The following is a 17,922-nucleotide window of genomic DNA, read 5'->3' as shown; positions in this document are numbered from 1 at the left end:
TAAAAGGGGGAAAAACATTGAATACTAATGAAACTGTGACAATTGATTTGTTAGCTACTTCTGACTTACATGGACAAATAGGTAGGACAGGAATAAGTGGTAATATATTAAAAATGGCTACTTATGTTAAGCATAAGCGTAAGACAAATCACCATGTATTATTGCTTGATAATGGTGGTATGTTATCTGGTTCAATGTTTGCATTTTATTATGCTCAAATTGCGCCATATAAACGTAATCCAATGATTAAGATTATGAATGATATGAAATTTGATGCGAGTGGGGTTAGCCCAGATGAATTTAACTTCGGGTTAGATTTTTTAAATCGTTCAATTGCTTTAAGCCGTTTCCCTTGGTTAGCAGCTAATATAGAACATAGCAAAACAAAAGAACCTTATTTTACAACACCTTACACTATAAAATATGTAGATGGAATTAAAATAGGAATTATAGGATTTACTTCAAGCGGTTTAATGGAGAATAAAAATGTAGAATTAGAGAACGAAGTAACTGTTGGAGAATCAATGGTATCAGCTAAGAGATGGGTGAGGTATTTACATGAGAAAGAAAGCCCTGACTTTTTAATTATGCTGTATCATGGTGGATTAAATACTTATACAGATAAAAGTAATTACAGAGCTTATTATAGTCATAATGCCGAAAATATGATGAAAAGCACTGAAGGTGTGAACGTTATTATAACAGGGCATCAAGAGCATGTAGTTGATATGAAAGTGGCTGAAACTCACTTTATCCAACCCGGAAAAGATGCGACTAATATCATTGATATGTCTATACAATTTAAGAAAAGAACAAATTCTGTAGAAATCATAGACTCTTCTATTAAGCATGTTGAAATTTCAAGTTATCCTGAAGATAGAGACTTATTAGAACTTACTTATTTTGATCAAAAAGCTGTACAACACTGGGCAGAACTACCTGTAGTAGACATGCCAGTTATATTAGATTATAAAGATATAAAAGATTTGTTTATAGAGCCACATGTATTTATTCAATGCATTCAAAATAGTATGCAGAGAGCATTTAACAATGTGGATTTTGTTTGTGCACAAATAGGTAATCCTGAAGGTAAAGGTTTAAGGGGTGAAATTCAAAATAAAGATGTCTATCATTCTTATATTCACACGGATAAGCCAATCAAAATCACTTTATCAGGCAAAGAAATAAAACGTATTCTTGAGAGAACAGCTACAGCATTAAGTAATCAAAATGGTGAAGTTTATTATAACGAGGAGATTCTTGAACCTACGTTGATGACCGTTTGGAAAGGGTTTAACTATACAGTTAATATAAATAAACCAATTGGTCACCGCATAGTTATGAAAGATGTTGATTTAGAAAGTGAATATATAGTTGTCATGACAGATTATTTATATAGAAATGTAAAAAATATTATTTCAGGAAATGATTATGTTATGTCTAAAAAGACAGTCATTGAATATATAATAGAAGAATTATCAGAAACTAAAGGTAGAATAGAACTAGACCATCATTTTGAAATCATAAAATAAAAACAACAATCCATTGATTAATTTGGCAATGGATTGTTGTTTTAAATTTTGACTTAAACTTGTATGTTTCAAAATATTTTAACTAAATATAATTACGAGTATGATAATAGCTGCTACTTGAGCTATATATGATGTAATAATTCGTTTCGTGTAAAAATATAAAGTAGACAATATTAATTGAGCTAATAAAATAAATACAAAGATAGGAATATTACCTAAGTATAAAAATAATGAGCTTGAAGCTAATGCGGCGATTACAATTGCAATAATAGGTTGAGATAGTTTTTGTTGCAATTGATTTTGTAATATTGTTCTAATATATAGTTCGTGACAAGGAATTGCGATTACAATAGTTACAAGCATTTGCCATTTATAGAAAACACCAGCGCGCATTAATTCTTTAAATAGTGCTTCATAAGACAGACCACTATAAATGAGTGATAATAAAAGCTGCAATAAGACTAAAAATATTGCGCCTATTAAACCGTACCCAATAGATTGTAATAATCGTTTAGATTTAATTTCTCTTTGGTAAAATATATAGCTTATTCCAGCAATTAGCATAATACCAGTATATAAATACCAGAACACTTCTTTTTCACCTTTCATAATAAATAATAAAATATGAAAGAGGACGAAGCTTGAAATAAACCATATTAATTGAGCATTAATTTGTTTTTTCACTATTATCCCTCATTAGAAATTATAGTATAACGCTTATGGTTTACTACTGTTTTTTCTGGTAATTCCAAACTTTCGAAGTTATCCATAATTGTTAAATCTACGATAACTGAGTTTTCATTAATTTTTTCAACGCGTCCTTTTAAGCCATCTTGAAATTCTATGATATTTCCTACTTCTGCAATTGTCATTTTAATCCTCCTAAATAATACTAAGAAACATTATACTAAATTACCTATACATATAAAAGTAAAATGTGAATATACCTCTATATTATCACAAACATTTCATACATATGATTAATTCAACATATGGTAATATAATATTGAGGCTGATTGGGGAAAAATAAGGAGGAAATATGAATGAAATTTATAAGTAATAATGGTATTACCGATCCAATGATTAACTTGGCTATGGAAGAATATGTACTCACTTCTTTGCCTAAAGACGATAGCTATTTCTTATTCTATATTAACCAACCATCTATAATTGTTGGTAAAAATCAAAATACAATTGAAGAAGTTAATCAATCTTACGTTGAAGAACATAATATCAAAGTTGTAAGAAGGATTTCTGGCGGTGGAGCAGTCTATCATGATTTAGGTAATCTAAACTTCAGTTTTGTAACGAAAGACGATGAAGATAGCTTTCACAATTTTGCTAAATTCACACAACCAATAGTAGATGCTTTAAATGAAATGGGCGTTAAAGCTGAACTATCTGGTCGAAATGATATCCAAGTAGGAGAAAGAAAGATTTCAGGAAATGCAATGGTTAAACAAAGAGATAGAATGTTCTCTCACGGCACTTTAATGTTGGATAGTGAAATAGAAGAAGTTGTAAATGCATTGCGTGTTAGTGAAGCAAAAATTAAATCAAAAGGTATTAAATCAATTCGATCAAGAGTTGCAAACATTCAAGAATTTCTTGAAGAGCCTATGGATATTGAAACATTTAAACACCGTATTCTAACTTCAATATTTAAACAACAAGGTAGTGAAGAAGTAGAAGAGTATCACTTAACTAAAGAAGATTGGGATAAGATTAACGAACTTAGTCAAAATAAATACCAAAAGTGGGAATGGAATTACGGTAAAAATCCTAAATATAACTTTGAAAGAAGTCACAAATTTGATAGAGGACTTATTCAAATTAAATTGGATGTTAAGAAAGGTAATATTGAACATGCAGCTATTTTCGGTGATTTCTTTGGTGTAGGGGACGTTAAAGATATTGAAGATGCTTTAATAGGAGTACAACATCAAAAATCATCTATTACTGAAGCTTTAAAAGATGTAGATGCATTTTATTATTTTGGTGATATCAAAAAAGAAGATATTATTGATTTAATGTTATAAAGAAAGGAGACTATTTTTGATTTGGGTCAAAAGTAGTCTCCTTTTATGTTCTAGTATTTAAATGACAATTCACGATTGTAAATCCTCCAATTGAATTAATTCTTCACTGTATTGATCGAACAATTCATTATTTCGATTTACAAGTGCTTCATCAATTAAAATAGCTAATTCACGCTTTCGATTTTCACGAAGTGCAGAGTCAATAACAAGTTCAACTGATAAATCATTTAAGTTATTAACAAACGTTTCTAGACTTTGGTGTTTAACTTGTGAATATTGTTTCATTTTCAACAACCCCTTGACTTTATTTGTTAAAATTATAGCGTATTTATTTTCTAAATGCAATGAATATTCAGAAATTTTAAAAACTTTCGCTATTTGATTGAAAAGCTAACTATAGACCTCTATATTTATATTATAATTAAGTGTTTGTAATATTCAAACTTTTATGCTCAACCTTATTTTACCATGTGAAAATAATAAAATAAAATATTTATAATGTAAAGATATGTAATTTTTTATTAAAGGAGAGAAATTAAATGTTTAAATTTAAAAAGTGGGACCATATACAATTATCAGCACCTAAAGGATCTGAAGATACAGCAAGAGAATTTTATGCAAATAAATTAGGATTTAATGAAATAGAAAAACCGAAATCTTTACAAGATAACGGGGGTGTTTGGTTGAATATTAATGATATAGATTTTCACATCGGTATTGAAGAGGAATTTAATGCTTTAAAGAAAGCTCATCCAGCTATTAATATTGAGAATTTAGAAGCATTTAAAATTTATTGTGACGAAGTGAATATTAAATATCAATCTGATGATAGATTTCCAGGGTCAAAAAGGATTTTTATTAGAGATCCCTTTAATAATAGATTAGAGTTCATAGAAAAAATATAGAATTTTAATAAAAAAAAGTATTGACTGTAATTTAATATTTGTATATATTTAAATTAAATAAAAAGAAAAATTACAAGGGGAGGAGGGAAATTAAATATAGTATAAAATTTTTAATAAAGTAGTATAGTAATACAAATAATTGTAAAGGAGGTCGTCTATGGAAAAATATATTATTAAACAAAATACTGTTTATATACATGGTATAAAAATAGATGATCATATTGTTCATTCTGAAATATGTGAAGCAGGAAAAGATCCGTTTATGGTAAAATCAAAGCCACAAGAAATAATGAATCAGTCATGCCGTTTTTATGGCGAACATTTCAATGAAAGAAAGCAATTTACAAAAAGACTTACGAATATCACAAGTAAACCTCCAATATTAGTTTCACCTATCATTTCTACTTATTTCTTTTGTACAAACTCCGAAAGAACTCCAGAAAATACTTGGTTAAATCTTCTTTATGTTAAAGAATTCATCCCATTAAAAGGTAATAAAACAAAAATTATATTAGAAAAAGCACCTTCCATTATATTTAATATATCTAAACATGTTATAAATCATCAATATTTGAATTGCACATGTTTACATTATAGAAATCATCGTAAAAATTTGTTCATTAGAGAACTTAATTCTGTGAATTTAGGGTTAAATCAGGAGGGATATAATGTGCTAGATGTTATTGATTTTTATTTAAATAAAAATAATTACAAAAAATAAATGGATAATAATAAATAATGGGATATGTGACACTAGAAGTGTAAATATTCCGTTATTTATTTTAAGTTTACTCTTGAAATTATGACCATGCTTGATATAATAGTATTTGTGCTTGATAAAATCATATTAATCCACAGTAGCTCAGTGGTAGAGCTATCGGCTGTTAACCGATCGGTCGTAGGTTCGAATCCTACCTGTGGAGCCATGGAGATGTACTCAAGTTGGCTGAAGAGGCGCCCCTGCTAAGGGTGTAGGTCGTTCTGCGGCGCGAGGGTTCGAATCCCTCCATCTCCGTTATATAGTCTGTAACCATTATGGTTGCAGGCTTTTTTGTTGTGTGAAAATAATCCATTTTTCAACTGATAGTATAAAAACCAAAAACTTTATAATATCGGGGTTTCTGTTAGTATCAAAAAATATAATAAAGGACTCCATATCTGTTATATTAATAACTTACTTTAAGTAACATTTGAAAACCTTGTTAAATCAAGGTTTTTTTAAGTTAAAAAGAAAAAAGTAATGATTGTGTAATAATTTTAAAGTTAAATCGAAATGTTTACGTAATATATTGTAATATTTGGTAATATATTGTAATATAATTTTTGTAAGACGTTTAAATACTTTTATAAAAATAATTAAGGAGTGTATTAAAATGAAAAAAATGATTAAACTTGCTATTAGCGGTGGAATTGCAGCAACTGTATTATTTAGTATGACGACAACTCAGCTAACATCTATAGAAGGTAATACTGCAGAAGCAGCAGTAACACCCTGGTATAATTACCAAGGTACAACAGGACATGATGGCAGATTTATCTTAGATAAAAACTTTAAAAATGCCGTGAAGTATAATAATGTGACAATTAATGGTTACCATGTGTATGCAAGTGCTAAAAATGCAAATAGTTATCAAAAGTATACTAAGCCAGTAAAAGTGCATGATCAAACAATGATGAAATTTGATAAAAATAAAGCTATACAAGCAGTATTTCCGGTGAGAAAACAACATATTTCTGAAAATCAATTAGTTAAAGTTTGGGGCAAAGGCAATGTAAAAACTTCTAAAAATGGTAAATCAATTTACTATACATTGAAAGGTAATAATATTAAATTCGATTTGCAGAATGGTTATGTAACTAAAGTATCTTTAGGTACTATCATATCTAACAAATAAATATGTCAACATAGAATAATTTTATTTTAATTAACTAGAATAAGGTGTTTGAAAAGCAGTAGAAATTCATTTCAAAAATTTTTACTGCTTTTTTGTTTACGAAATATTTATTTTCTGTTTACACATATCTTTCAAGGAAAAGAGAGATAAAGTTATGAAAATTAATAGATAATACTAAAATCAAGATTTCAAGATATATAATGAATAAATGATATCTAAATTAATTCATAAAAGAATTCATGCATTAAATTCTATATTAATTTGTATGAATACTGAATGAAAAATATAAAAAAATAAGTATTGAAAAAAATGTAAAATTAATATAATATAAAAAAGTGAGAAGTTCCTCACAATAAATTTAAAATCATTAACTTTCATCTTGAATAATCATATATTGAAAGTGGGAATTAATGAATTTTATAAGTTATATATTTTAGATAATATACAAGAAAAAGGAGAACAAGATGAAGTATTTTGAATACTGGAGAAGAACATTCGATTATAAAGGTCAATCGCAATTAACAGATTTATTTATTTGTATAGGGATTAATATTTTAATATTAGCTTTTATATTTATATTCGCGCTATTAGGTCCATTAACTTGGGAAAATGCACTTGTTAATTTATATTATATTTGTCTAGTATTAATGTTATTCCCAACTGCTTCATTGTTAGTTAGAGTTATAAAAAGCAATAAAAAAACTAATAATCAATTAAAATAGTGTTAGTAAAAATATTGATTCATAAGTAGAGGAAATCTTTAAAAGATTTCCTCTTTTTAATTAAGAAATATATTTCCAAAATATAAAAGTGTATAATGTATAATAAATTTACATTTAGGGGGTATACACATGACTGTTAAATTAGTATTTATGAATCAAGCTGATTTTGCTGACTTTAAAGAACATTCTTTAATGAGTTTTGCGAATGAACAGGTTAAAAGCGGTGCTTATGAAAAAGAAAATGCTATCGCTAGATCAAGGAAGTATTTTGACGAATTGTTGCCTGATGACTTAAATACGAAAGAACATAAAATATTTACTGTTTATAAAGATGAATACAAAGTGGGTACGTTATGGATTAGGGTATTTGAAAAGAATCATGCATTAAGAGCATTTGTTTATGATATTGAATTATTTGAAGAATTTAGAGGACAAGGTATAGGTACTCAAACAATGGAAGCACTTAATGAATATTGTAAAGAAATGGGTGTGGATACTATTAACCTACATGTGTTTGGACATAATAAAAGAGCTTTATCAGTGTATGAAAAAGTAGGTTTCAAAACAACAAATTATTATATGGAAAAGAAATTGTAATATAATGGACTTTGTAAAGATAATAGTTACGGAGTGATAATTTTTGTTAAATTTGAAAGAATCGCGTCATATGTATTTAAAAGGTGAAGATAGGGCAGTGCTATTGCTACACTCATTTACAGGTACTACAAGAGACGTTAAAGATTTGGCTTATAATCTAAACAAACAAGGATTTACGTGCTATGTACCGGCTTATAAAGGGCATGGGCTTAGTATCGAAGCGTTTTTAGATTACCAAATTGATGATTGGTGGAATCAAGTCTTAAAAAGCTATCAGTTCTTAATAGATGAAGGTTATGAAGAAATTAACGTTTTAGGCGTATCCTTAGGTGGTTTATTTTCATTGAAACTCTCAGAAGAAAAGGATATAAATAAAAGTGTTATTATGTCAGCACCTAACAAAAAAGATAATAATAATATTAAGAGAAGAATAAAAAGCTATGGTGAACGGATGAATTACATACAAAATTTAGACGAGAATGAAAGCAAAAGACAAATAGCTTTGATAGATACTTACGATGAAGGTGCAACTAAATTTTGTTATTATATAGAAAATATCATGACTAATTTAAATAAAATACAAAATCCAATTAGCATTAAGTATGGTGAGCGAGATCAACAATCTTATAAAGAAAGTGCAGAATACATATATGAACATGTGAGTAGCAATGAAAAAACTTTAACAGCATATCCGAATTCATCACATCTTATGACGCGCAGTGAGGATAAGGATGAAATAGAAGAAAATATTTTAGCATTTTTGAAATAAAAAGACCGAGACATATAAATGTCTCGGTCTTTTTATTTCAAAGTCCACCTAATAGACCACTGATATAAACTCCAAGTGCTAGTAACAAGCCGAAAATTGTATTGGCTTTTCCTGTAGCTGCCATAGCAGGCATCATGGATTGTGGTGTATTATTTTTATTAAAACGACGAATTGCTTTTATAGGAAATGGTGCTGAAATAAGTGCGATTAACCAAATGATAGAGCCATAAGGTTTGAATAGTGCTAAGTATATAACAAAGCCATAAGCAAAGATATAAAGTATCGCCATTGTTAGGATAGATAATTTTTTACCTACTAAAATTGCGTATGTTTTACGTCCGCTTTGTTTATCTTTTTCACGGTCTCTAATATTATTAGCTAAGTTGATAAGTCCAATTGTTATAGATACTGGAATACTTAACAACGCTGGATAGTAATTTATTGTTCCTGTTTGAATATAAAATGAAATCATTATAATGACAAATCCCATAAAGAAACCTGCAAATATCTCTCCAAATGGTGTCCAAGAAATTGGGAATGGTCCACCAGTGTAGAAGTAACCAATCGCCATACAAATAAGTCCTATTGGGATTAACAACCAAGTACTTTGCATACAAATATACACGCCTAGTAATAAAGCGATTATATAAAATATAATTGCGAGAGTGTATACTGAATTTGGCGACATACCATTTCTTACAATAGCTCCACCGATACCAACAGATGTGTGGTCATCTAAACCACGTTTGTGATCAAAATATTCATTGAACATATTTGTAGCTGCTTGTATTAATATGCTTGCTAATAACATTGCTAGAACAACTGAAATTTTTATAGAAGATTCTGAGCCTGTTAAGAATATTTTAGAAGCGGCTGTACCTAATAGCACTGGCACAAATGAAGCAGTTAAAGTATGTGGTCTCATCAAATGATAATATTTTTTAATACCTGAATGCTGTGATAAATTTTGTGACATTTATTTACCTCTTATATTAATATTTTTGACATTATTAGTATATGCTTTCACAAACAATAGGTCAATCACTGTAATTGTGTAATATTTTCACATATATTCATTTTAAAAAGTACAATAATTACGCATGTTGATAGAAAAAATGATAAAATAAATAAATAGATATATTTCGGAAAGAAGTGGAAGAGTGATGGCCTTGAGGACGGATTTGAAGCAAAATATGATTTCTGAAATCAAAGGGAATAAAAATTATATTTCAGTTGAAATTGAGCTTCAATATCAACCGGATTTAATTAATTTATTGAGGAAAGTAAATCATTATTTGGGACAAAGATTTTATTATAAATCGAAAGATCATAGATTAGAAATGTGTGGTATTGGCTATGTATTAGAAGCTAGATATTCACACCTAGAACACGATAAAATTTATGAGTATTGGCAAAGTATTAAAGAACAATTAGAAGCAAAAGTTTATCATGATAAAAAGCATCATTTGAAATTTTTCGGAGGATTCCAATTTTCTGAACATGCTTTGACGAATGAATGGAAAGACTACGGTATGAGTCATTTTGTCTTACCAAAATATTTAATAACAATTGAAGATGAACGTTGTTATTTAACTTATACAGAACAAAGCCAAAAGTTTAACATCGAAGAGATTAACGATATTTTATCAAAATTAGATGAATCAAAGCGAACAGATATTATTGAAACACCAACTATGATTTCTAATAAAGATATTCAAAGTGAAGAGTGGAAAGCTTTAGTAGATAAAGTAGTTCAATTTATGAAAGATTCAGTGGCATTACAGAAAGTAGTATTATCTAGAAGAAGACAAATTGTTTTTGATAATGAAGTAAATATTGAAGATGCTTTACAGCGCTCATTGAATATAAATGAATCAAGTTATTTATTATTATTTGAGTCTGGTAAATCTCAATTTATTTCACAAACACCAGAACAATTATGCCAAATCAGTAATGGTATATTATATACAAACGCAATTGCGGGTACTATAAGTAGAACAGATGATGAAACAATAAACGAATCTTTGAAAGACGAATTATTAAATGATTCTAAAAACCAATTTGAACATAGATATGTCGTAGATAGTATTATTCACGATATTCAATCATTTACAAAGCACTTAGAATACGATAAAAAGCCTACAATATTAACTAATAAACATTTATATCATTTATATACGAAAATACAAGCTGATTTATTATCAGAAAATGTATTAGAAATCGTTAATCAATTACATCCAACTCCAGCTTTAGGAGGTTTCCCGAAAGCAGAAGCAATGAGATTTATTGAGAATGAAGAATTTGGAACACGAGGTCTATATGGTGCACCTTTAGGCTATATTGATTTAGAAGATAATGGTGAATTTATTGTATCTATTCGCTCAATGTTAGTAAATGAAAATTCAGCAACATTGTATTCTGGCTGTGGAATTGTTAAGGATTCAAATGCAGAATCAGAATTTGAAGAAACAGATTTAAAATTTAAACCGATGTTAAAAGCACTAGGAGTGATGTAGATTTGAGTACACATACTGAAAGCTTAACTAAACAAGTATTTACGTTTGTTTCGAAATTATATGAACATGGGGTTGATGATGTCGTAATCAGTCCCGGATCTAGATCAACACCTTTAGCGATAGCTTGTGAAAGACATCCACATATTAAAACGTGGATTCACCCTGATGAAAGAAGTGCTGCATTTTTCGCTTTAGGTATTATTAAAGCAAATCAGAACCCTGTTGCGATAATCTGTACTTCAGGAACAGCGGCTTCGAACTATACACCAGCAGTTTCTGAAGCGTATATAAGTAAATTACCACTAATCGTTGTAACAAGTGATAGACCTCACGAACTAAGAAACATAGGTGCACCACAAGCTATTAATCAAGTAAATATGTTCCAAAACTTCACAAAATTTCAAATAGATATGCCTTTAGCAGATGAATCTGAAGGTACTATTAATACAATAAATATTAATATGATTAAAGCTGAAAAACATTTTGTAGGTCCACAAAGAGGGCCAGTGCATTTTAATTTTCCGTTTAGAGAACCATTATTACCGGATGTTAAATTGAGAAGATATCTATCTTCAAAAAGAAAAATAGAAACGAAGTATCAGAAGTCTATTGATTTTACAAATGTTCAAAATTATATCGAAAAACCTAGAGGTGTAGTTGTAGTAGGAGATACTCAAGGTCAAGATTTATCTCAAATATTGACTTATTCTGCTATTCATAACATACCGGTTTTAGCTGATCCTTTAAGTAATTTAAGAGGTTTGAATCATCCAAACGTTATCGCAACATACGATGCATTGTTTAAAGGTGGTTTAAGTATCGAACCACAATTTATTATTAGAGTGGGGCAACCAGTAGTTTCTAAACAACTTAATAATTGGTTGAAAGAAGTTAAATGCCCTCAGATACTCGTACAAAATAACGATACACCAGATGCTTTTCCAAAAGTTCCAACAATTTCAGTTGAATTGAGCCCAAACGATTTCTTTAGACAAGCTCAAGATGTGACACCAACACAAAATAAAAATTGGTTGAAAAAGTGGCAAGCTATGGAGAAAGAAGCACGCGCGTTAATTGAGACGCATATTGAAGAAGAAGCTGACGAAGGTGCAGCAGTAGGAAGCTTATTGAAAAAAATGACTTCTAAAGATACTGTGTTTGTCGGCAACAGTATGCCAATTAGAGATGTAGATACATTCAATATTGATTCAAAAGCTGAAATTGCAGCAAATAGAGGCGCTAATGGTATAGATGGTGTTGTATCAACAGCGTTAGGTATGTCTGTTTATAGAAAAGTGACACTGATTATAGGAGACATCTCATTTTTCCATGATATGAATGGATTAATTATGAGCAAAGCTTATGATTTAGATATTACGATTATTTGTCTCAATAACAATGGTGGTGGGATATTTAATTACTTGCCACAAAAAGAAGAAGCACCAGAACATTTTGAAAAATTATTCGGTACACCGTTGAATCTTGATTTTCAGCATGTTGCGCATTTATTTGAATTAGGTTATGAAAAATTTGAAAATGTTTCAGATTATAAACGACAAACATTACCTCAATTCGGTTCATATTTATATGAAATTATGACAAATCGACAAGAAAATACGGAAACCCATCGAGAATTATTTGGCAAAATGAAAGGTATTCAATATGTTAACTCATTACGTTAAAGGTGAACTGAATACAGATCAGCCAACACTTATTATGTTACATGGTTTTATTAGTGACCATACGACTTTTCATTTAGTAGAAGATAAAATCGTAAATAATGATATCAATATTATTGAAATTGATTTACCTGGTCATGGACAAGATAAATCTAGAATAGATGATGAGTGGAGTATGTCTTTTATAGCTCAACAATTGTTAGAAGTTATAGAATATTATAATTTAAATCAAGTGTTCTTACACGGTTATTCTATGGGAGGTCGTGTAGCGCTTAGCTTTGCTATTCAACATCCACAAGTATTAAAAGGACTTATATTGGAAAGTGCTAGTCCTGGTATACAAGATAATGACGAGAAACAGAAACGTATTGAAGTTGATAAAAACAGAGCACAATTAATTAGTGAAATAGGCGTGACTGAATTTGTAAATGAGTGGGAGCAATTACCACTTTTCAATACTCAAAATCATCTGGCTTCTGAGGAACGTAAAAGAATCCGTAAGATGAGATTATCTCAAAATCCAAAAGGGCTTAGCAAATCTTTAATTGATTATGGTACTGGATCACAAACATCATATTGGGCAATGTTAGATCAGTTACAAACTCCTGTATGTATAATTGTTGGTTCAGAAGATGAAAAATTTGTAAATATTGGTTCGAAAATGAATAATTGCTTTAAAAATAGTGAATTACACATAGTAAAAGAAGCTGGGCACACAATTCATGTGGAACAACCAACAAAATTTGATACAATAATAGTAGAATTTATTTTAGGAGGCACATTATGTCAAGACAATGGGAAACGATAAAAGAATATAAAGAAATTAAGTACGAATATTTTGAAGGTATTGCAAAAATTACAATTAACCGTCCAGAAGTTCGAAACGCTTTTACGCCATTAACAGTAAACGAAATGATTGATGCATTCTCAAGAGCAAGAGATGATGAAAGAATAGGTTCAATTATCTTAACAGGTGAAGGTGACTTAGCATTCTGTTCAGGTGGAGACCAATCTGTGCGTGGTCACGGCGGATATGTCGGAGACGACCAAATCCCTCGTTTAAACGTATTAGATTTACAACGTTTAATCCGTGTTATTCCTAAACCAGTAGTAGCAATGGTTAGAGGATATGCAATCGGTGGTGGACATGTATTACACATCGTTTGTGACCTTACAATTGCGGCAGAAAATGCAAGATTCGGTCAAACAGGACCAAAAGTAGGTTCATTTGATGCTGGATATGGTTCAGGTTATTTAGCTAGAATTGTTGGTCATAAAAAAGCTCGTGAAATTTGGTTCTTATGCCGTCAATATGATGCACAAGAAGCGGTTGATATGGGACTTGTAAATACAGTAGTACCTTTAGAGCAAATAGAAGACGAAACAGTACAATGGTGTCAAGAAATGATGGAACATTCACCAACGGCTTTACGTTTCTTAAAAGCAGCTATGAATGCTGATACAGATGGCTTAGCAGGATTACAACAATTCGCTGGCGATGCAACATTATTATATTATACATCTGATGAAGCAAAAGAAGGCCGCGATGCCTTTAAAGAAAAACGTAAACCAGACTTCGACCAATTTCCTAAATTCCCATAATATATAAAATAAGCATATCACTTTCATACTGAAATAATCAGTTAAGTGATATGCTTATTTATTTTGATTTAGTATAGTTTATTCATAATTATTAATATTTTAATAAATGTTTCTTAATTACATGCTCTATTAAATATGGTATTTCTTCAAATGCACTTTTAGTATGGATTCTTTCCGTTACTTGGTGGGCATCTTTACCGATTGGCCCAATATTTAATACAGGAGCACTTATCTCTTTAATGTCATGAAATGGAATGAAATACGATTGATTGAAATTTGGTGTTTGTTCGATATAGCTTTCAAATCCATCATCATCTTGTCTATATTTTGCGTAACTTAAATCACTTATACCGTTAAAGAAATACTGTCTTTTAGATGTTCTATCGAATTGTTCTAGAGACTTTTGGCTAACTGTTTCAACAATTTCATCTATGAAAGAATCTTCTGATGAATGTGCCGCTGGATAATAGGGTGGTGCGAAAAATGTTATTACAGTTGGCCCAAGATTTTTTAACATATGCATTAGTTGGTCCGCAATTTCGATTGCTTGTGCCCGTTCATCACTTATTTGATTAATAATTTGCTCAATAATTAAATTAACGTGTGCCTCTCCAAATTCTTCAATAGCTGTTAATTTTAACTCCTTAAAAGTCATTATATTAATATTGATTTTTCTAGATTGACCTTCGTTTTTTATAATATTTTGATAGGTTTCTTCGCACTCTTTTACTGCTTTTTCAACGATGCTATTAAAAGTCTTGAATACATCTTCAGCATTTTTATTAAATAAGAATATATTATATAAAGCAACTGTTCTAAATGGTGTTTGTACATCATAATGTTCTTTAATATCACGACTCATTAGTGAGACTGGTAATGGTGTCGTTTCTTCTTTATATTCTTCTTTAAAAGTAGGGTTATATTCCATTTCTTTATTTATAAAACTTTGAATATAATTAGAGCTTAAACCTTGTGTTGGTTGACCTACATGAGTCTCTTTACCGTAACAGAGAACGGATGGCATTATTTTTCCAATCGTACCAGAATAAATATAGTGGTTGGAATCTTTTTCAGCTTGAGAGAAAGTCGGTTCACTATTTAAATGTAATTCAAATTCTAGTTGATCTTCTTTTCTTAATTGATTTAATTTTTCTACAGTTTTTAACATCCCGAGAGAACCAACTTCTTCATCAGGTACTGATACTACAATTATGTTGATATCCCAAGATTCATATATAGCTTTTTCTAAAGTTGACATATGTATCATAAGACCAGGTTTCATATCCATAGAGCCACGACCAAATAAATAATTGCCAGTCTTGATATCTTCTTTAGCATCCTCAGATAAATATTTATCATTTTCTTTAAAAATTTCTGTAAGTTTATCCATTTCAAATGCATGCATTTTATATTCGCTAAAGTCATCAATACCAACTGTATCGTAGTGACTAATACATATTAAGGTCTTCTTTGAGTTTGGTGCTTTATAATAAGCTAATACTGCATTTCGACCATCCCCAGTCGGTTGCAGTATAATTTGGTCTTCTCTTGATTTAAAATAATCTAGTTTTAAATATTCATTCTTTAAAAAATAAGGAAATGTTTTTTCACCTTCAGAATGTGTAATAGAAGCATGGCTCACTAATTTTTTTAGTAATTTTTCTCGTTCCTTACTTGTTTGCCATAATAAATTCATAAAAATCCAACCCCTTTAAGATAAATCTTGTATCATTTTTTCCAATCTATTAAGTCCTTCTTCTAATGATTTAAGGTCATAAGCGTATGAAATTCTAATATAACCTTTTCCTATATGTGTAAAAGCTGAACCTGGAACAACAGCAACATGATACTCCTCTAAAGCTTTTATACAAAAGTCATAATCATCTATACCAAAATGTGAAATTTGAGGGAAGATATAAAAAGCCCCTTCAGGTTTTTCTGATAAGACAAAACCTATTTCAATTAAACGATTATAGACATAATCACGACGTTCAATGTAAGCTTTATTCATTTCTTTAGGAGAATCAATACTGTGTGTAAGTGCTTCTATAGCAGCATACTGACTCGGAACATTTGCACAAATACAATTATAAGCATGTACAAAAGTTAATTGTTTCATTACATATTCTGGACCTAATAAAAAGCCAATACGTAACCCAGTCATCGAATGAGATTTACTTAAACCGCCTAATAAAATACATTGATTTTTAATTTCTTTATATGATGCGAAAGATGTATGTTGATCATTAAATGTATTTTCAGCATAAATTTCATCACTAACCACATAAATTGGATGTTCTTTAAATACATCTACTAATGCTTCAACTTCATTTTTATGTAAAGTAATGCCCGTAGGATTATTAGGATAGTTAAGTAATATTGCTTTAGTTTTATCAGTAATATGAGATTTTACTAGTTCAGGTGTTATTTTTAAATTTGTTTGGGTAGTATCTATATAAACAGGCTTTGCACCAAGCAATTCAACTAAAGGCACGTAACCGGCATAAACTGGAGCAGGGATGAGTACTTCATCACCTTGTTCTATAATGCCCCTTAATGCAGTGTCTAGCGCTTCACTTGCACCATTTGTTACTAATATTTCATTCGTATTAAAATAAGCATTAAAACGGTTTTCATAATATGATTTTACAACTTCTCGAAGTTTCAATAAGCCTGCATTATGAGAATAAGAAGTAAAATTATGATCAATAGCATCTTTCATAGCTTCTTTAACACGATTTGGTACATGAAAGTCGGGTTGTCCGACTGTCAGATTTATAACATCATCAATTTCAGGTATACGGTTAGAAATAGCTCTTATTCCGGATACTTGAAGTTTTGATGCAAAACGGTTTAACGGTAATTGCATTTTTTTCACCTCTTCAAAACGATAATTTAATTATAACGGTAATATAGCTACAAATAAATGAATATAGCAAAAATTTCGAAAACGTATTACAATAAGAAAAACATTACAAAAAATGGGGATGTTTACAATGGTAGATTTAAGTAAAATGAATCAGCGTTTAAAATTATTATTATCTTTAGATATTTTTGAATGGTTACCTCATCCGACATTTGTATTAGTGCAAAATAATGAAGAACAATGGATGATAACTTTTGAAGAAGATTCGATACATATTAGTAGGGCAGAAGTACAATTACCACATTTTCATAGGTTTTATTTTGGACAAGACAATCAATTAATTAAACGTGCTCAGTTTCATATTAAATTTAAAGCTAAAGCTGAAATGTCATTAGATGAAAAACAATTTGTATCAGATTTTATGAGACCATCTGAGAAAAAAGAAAATCCAATCTTGTTTATCCAATCAGAAACACCATATACACAAGAGTGGATTGATTACTTAACGTACTTGTTAAGTGCAGGATACGAGGTCTTAGAGAATATACGACGTAATAATCATCAATTAGCACCAATCACTCACAAGCATGTTCATATACCAGCTTATTTGTTAAATAGAGAAGAAAAATATATAGGTACAATATCTTATGAAACTTTAATAAGATAAGTATACAAAAAGGATGTTTTCGCTAGTTTCTAGCGAAAACATCCTTTTTATTGAATATGTCCATATAATTGTGTAATAAAAAAAGAGCCAAATATAGCTCACTTTAGTACAATGTAATCGACTAAGAAAATAT

At 29.8% G+C, this 17,922-nt stretch carries 19 protein-coding genes and 2 tRNA genes; 15 read left to right on the top strand and 6 right to left on the bottom strand.

What is annotated here, in order from left to right:
- Positions 1–17: 17 nt before the first annotated feature.
- Entirely contained in the window at positions 18–1,532 is a 1,515-nt protein-coding gene (locus ACNMOQ_RS10010) for a bifunctional metallophosphatase/5'-nucleotidase (protein ID WP_416349797.1), read from the top strand.
- A gap of 78 nt (positions 1,533–1,610) precedes the next feature.
- Here ACNMOQ_RS10010 and ACNMOQ_RS10005 read toward each other — a convergent pair whose 3' ends face one another.
- Together ACNMOQ_RS10005 and ACNMOQ_RS10000 are read right to left on the bottom strand one after the other, a co-directional pair.
- Positions 1,611–2,216 (bottom strand): CPBP family glutamic-type intramembrane protease, encoded by a 606-nt coding sequence (locus ACNMOQ_RS10005; protein ID WP_064204873.1) that lies wholly within the window; start codon positions 2,214–2,216, stop codon positions 1,611–1,613.
- Between the two features lie 2 nt (positions 2,217–2,218).
- Positions 2,219–2,404, bottom strand: coding sequence for a YkvS family protein (locus ACNMOQ_RS10000; protein WP_017000707.1), 186 nt, complete (start codon positions 2,402–2,404; stop codon positions 2,219–2,221).
- 171 nt (positions 2,405–2,575) lie between these two features.
- Here ACNMOQ_RS10000 and ACNMOQ_RS09995 point away from each other — a divergent pair, with 171 nt between their 5' ends.
- Positions 2,576–3,571, top strand: coding sequence for a lipoate--protein ligase (locus ACNMOQ_RS09995; RefSeq protein WP_416349796.1), 996 nt, complete (start codon positions 2,576–2,578; stop codon positions 3,569–3,571).
- Between the two features lie 69 nt (positions 3,572–3,640).
- Here ACNMOQ_RS09995 and ACNMOQ_RS09990 read toward each other — a convergent pair whose 3' ends face one another.
- Entirely contained in the window at positions 3,641–3,856 is a 216-nt protein-coding gene (locus tag ACNMOQ_RS09990; protein WP_017000704.1) for an IDEAL domain-containing protein, read from the bottom strand.
- A 254-nt stretch (positions 3,857–4,110) separates the two neighbouring features.
- On the opposite strand from ACNMOQ_RS09990, the gene ACNMOQ_RS09985 reads away from it, so the two are divergent.
- From ACNMOQ_RS09985 to ACNMOQ_RS09950, 8 genes are all read left to right on the top strand, one after another.
- Positions 4,111–4,476 (top strand): VOC family protein, encoded by a 366-nt coding sequence (locus tag ACNMOQ_RS09985; protein WP_416349795.1) that lies wholly within the window; start codon positions 4,111–4,113, stop codon positions 4,474–4,476.
- Between the two features lie 157 nt (positions 4,477–4,633).
- On the top strand, positions 4,634–5,197 hold the full coding sequence (locus ACNMOQ_RS09980; protein ID WP_017000702.1) for a competence protein ComK: 564 nt from the start codon (positions 4,634–4,636) through the stop codon (positions 5,195–5,197).
- A 130-nt stretch (positions 5,198–5,327) separates the two neighbouring features.
- Positions 5,328–5,402: transfer RNA gene (locus ACNMOQ_RS09975), tRNA-Asn, on the top strand.
- Position 5,403: 1 nt separating this feature from the next.
- Positions 5,404–5,491: transfer RNA gene (locus tag ACNMOQ_RS09970), tRNA-Ser, on the top strand.
- Between the two features lie 358 nt (positions 5,492–5,849).
- Positions 5,850–6,371 (top strand): immunodominant staphylococcal antigen IsaB family protein, encoded by a 522-nt coding sequence (gene isaB / locus ACNMOQ_RS09965; protein ID WP_416349794.1) that lies wholly within the window; start codon positions 5,850–5,852, stop codon positions 6,369–6,371.
- A gap of 464 nt (positions 6,372–6,835) precedes the next feature.
- Positions 6,836–7,093: a hypothetical protein gene (locus ACNMOQ_RS09960; RefSeq protein ID WP_017000701.1), complete on the top strand. Its 258-nt coding sequence runs from the start codon at positions 6,836–6,838 to the stop codon at positions 7,091–7,093.
- A 129-nt stretch (positions 7,094–7,222) separates the two neighbouring features.
- Positions 7,223–7,690 carry a GNAT family N-acetyltransferase gene (locus ACNMOQ_RS09955; protein WP_064204878.1) on the top strand — a complete coding sequence of 156 codons (468 nt, stop codon included), beginning with the start codon at positions 7,223–7,225 and terminating at the stop codon, positions 7,688–7,690.
- Between the two features lie 43 nt (positions 7,691–7,733).
- Positions 7,734–8,459: an alpha/beta hydrolase gene (locus ACNMOQ_RS09950; RefSeq protein ID WP_416349793.1), complete on the top strand. Its 726-nt coding sequence runs from the start codon at positions 7,734–7,736 to the stop codon at positions 8,457–8,459.
- Positions 8,460–8,496: 37 nt separating this feature from the next.
- On the opposite strand, the gene ACNMOQ_RS09945 is transcribed toward ACNMOQ_RS09950, so the two are convergent.
- Positions 8,497–9,435, bottom strand: coding sequence for a 1,4-dihydroxy-2-naphthoate polyprenyltransferase (locus ACNMOQ_RS09945; RefSeq protein WP_064204879.1), 939 nt, complete (start codon positions 9,433–9,435; stop codon positions 8,497–8,499).
- Between the two features lie 187 nt (positions 9,436–9,622).
- On the opposite strand from ACNMOQ_RS09945, the gene ACNMOQ_RS09940 reads away from it, so the two are divergent.
- From ACNMOQ_RS09940 to menB, 4 genes are read left to right on the top strand one after another with little or no spacing between them, the layout of a single operon-like run.
- Entirely contained in the window at positions 9,623–10,975 is a 1,353-nt protein-coding gene (locus tag ACNMOQ_RS09940; protein WP_463675590.1) for an isochorismate synthase, read from the top strand.
- Between the two features lie 2 nt (positions 10,976–10,977).
- Positions 10,978–12,657: a 2-succinyl-5-enolpyruvyl-6-hydroxy-3-cyclohexene-1-carboxylic-acid synthase gene (menD, locus tag ACNMOQ_RS09935; protein WP_017000696.1), complete on the top strand. Its 1,680-nt coding sequence runs from the start codon at positions 10,978–10,980 to the stop codon at positions 12,655–12,657.
- Positions 12,638–13,462, top strand: coding sequence for a 2-succinyl-6-hydroxy-2,4-cyclohexadiene-1-carboxylate synthase (gene menH / locus ACNMOQ_RS09930; protein WP_416349791.1), 825 nt, complete (start codon positions 12,638–12,640; stop codon positions 13,460–13,462). Before menD ends, menH begins: the two co-directional genes overlap by 20 nt.
- Entirely contained in the window at positions 13,435–14,256 is an 822-nt protein-coding gene (gene menB / locus ACNMOQ_RS09925; protein WP_174700893.1) for a 1,4-dihydroxy-2-naphthoyl-CoA synthase, read from the top strand. Before menH ends, menB begins: the two co-directional genes overlap by 28 nt.
- A gap of 91 nt (positions 14,257–14,347) precedes the next feature.
- Here the strand turns inward: menB and ACNMOQ_RS09920 are convergent, their stop codons facing one another.
- Complete coding sequence (locus tag ACNMOQ_RS09920; RefSeq protein WP_214269786.1) at positions 14,348–15,952, bottom strand: M20/M25/M40 family metallo-hydrolase; 1,605 nt, start codon at positions 15,950–15,952, stop codon at positions 14,348–14,350.
- Between the two features lie 15 nt (positions 15,953–15,967).
- Entirely contained in the window at positions 15,968–17,125 is a 1,158-nt protein-coding gene (locus tag ACNMOQ_RS09915; protein ID WP_147641242.1) for an aminotransferase class I/II-fold pyridoxal phosphate-dependent enzyme, read from the bottom strand.
- 127 nt (positions 17,126–17,252) lie between these two features.
- On the opposite strand from ACNMOQ_RS09915, the gene ACNMOQ_RS09910 reads away from it, so the two are divergent.
- On the top strand, positions 17,253–17,789 hold the full coding sequence (locus ACNMOQ_RS09910; RefSeq protein ID WP_016999618.1) for a hypothetical protein: 537 nt from the start codon (positions 17,253–17,255) through the stop codon (positions 17,787–17,789).
- Positions 17,790–17,922 lie beyond the last annotated feature (133 nt).

The organism is Mammaliicoccus lentus (assembly GCF_947036595.1).
Taxonomy (GTDB): Bacteria; Bacillota; Bacilli; order Staphylococcales; family Staphylococcaceae; genus Mammaliicoccus; species Mammaliicoccus lentus.
The sequence above is the reverse complement of the archived record's forward strand: the minus strand, read 5'-3'. Positions and strand labels throughout refer to the sequence as shown.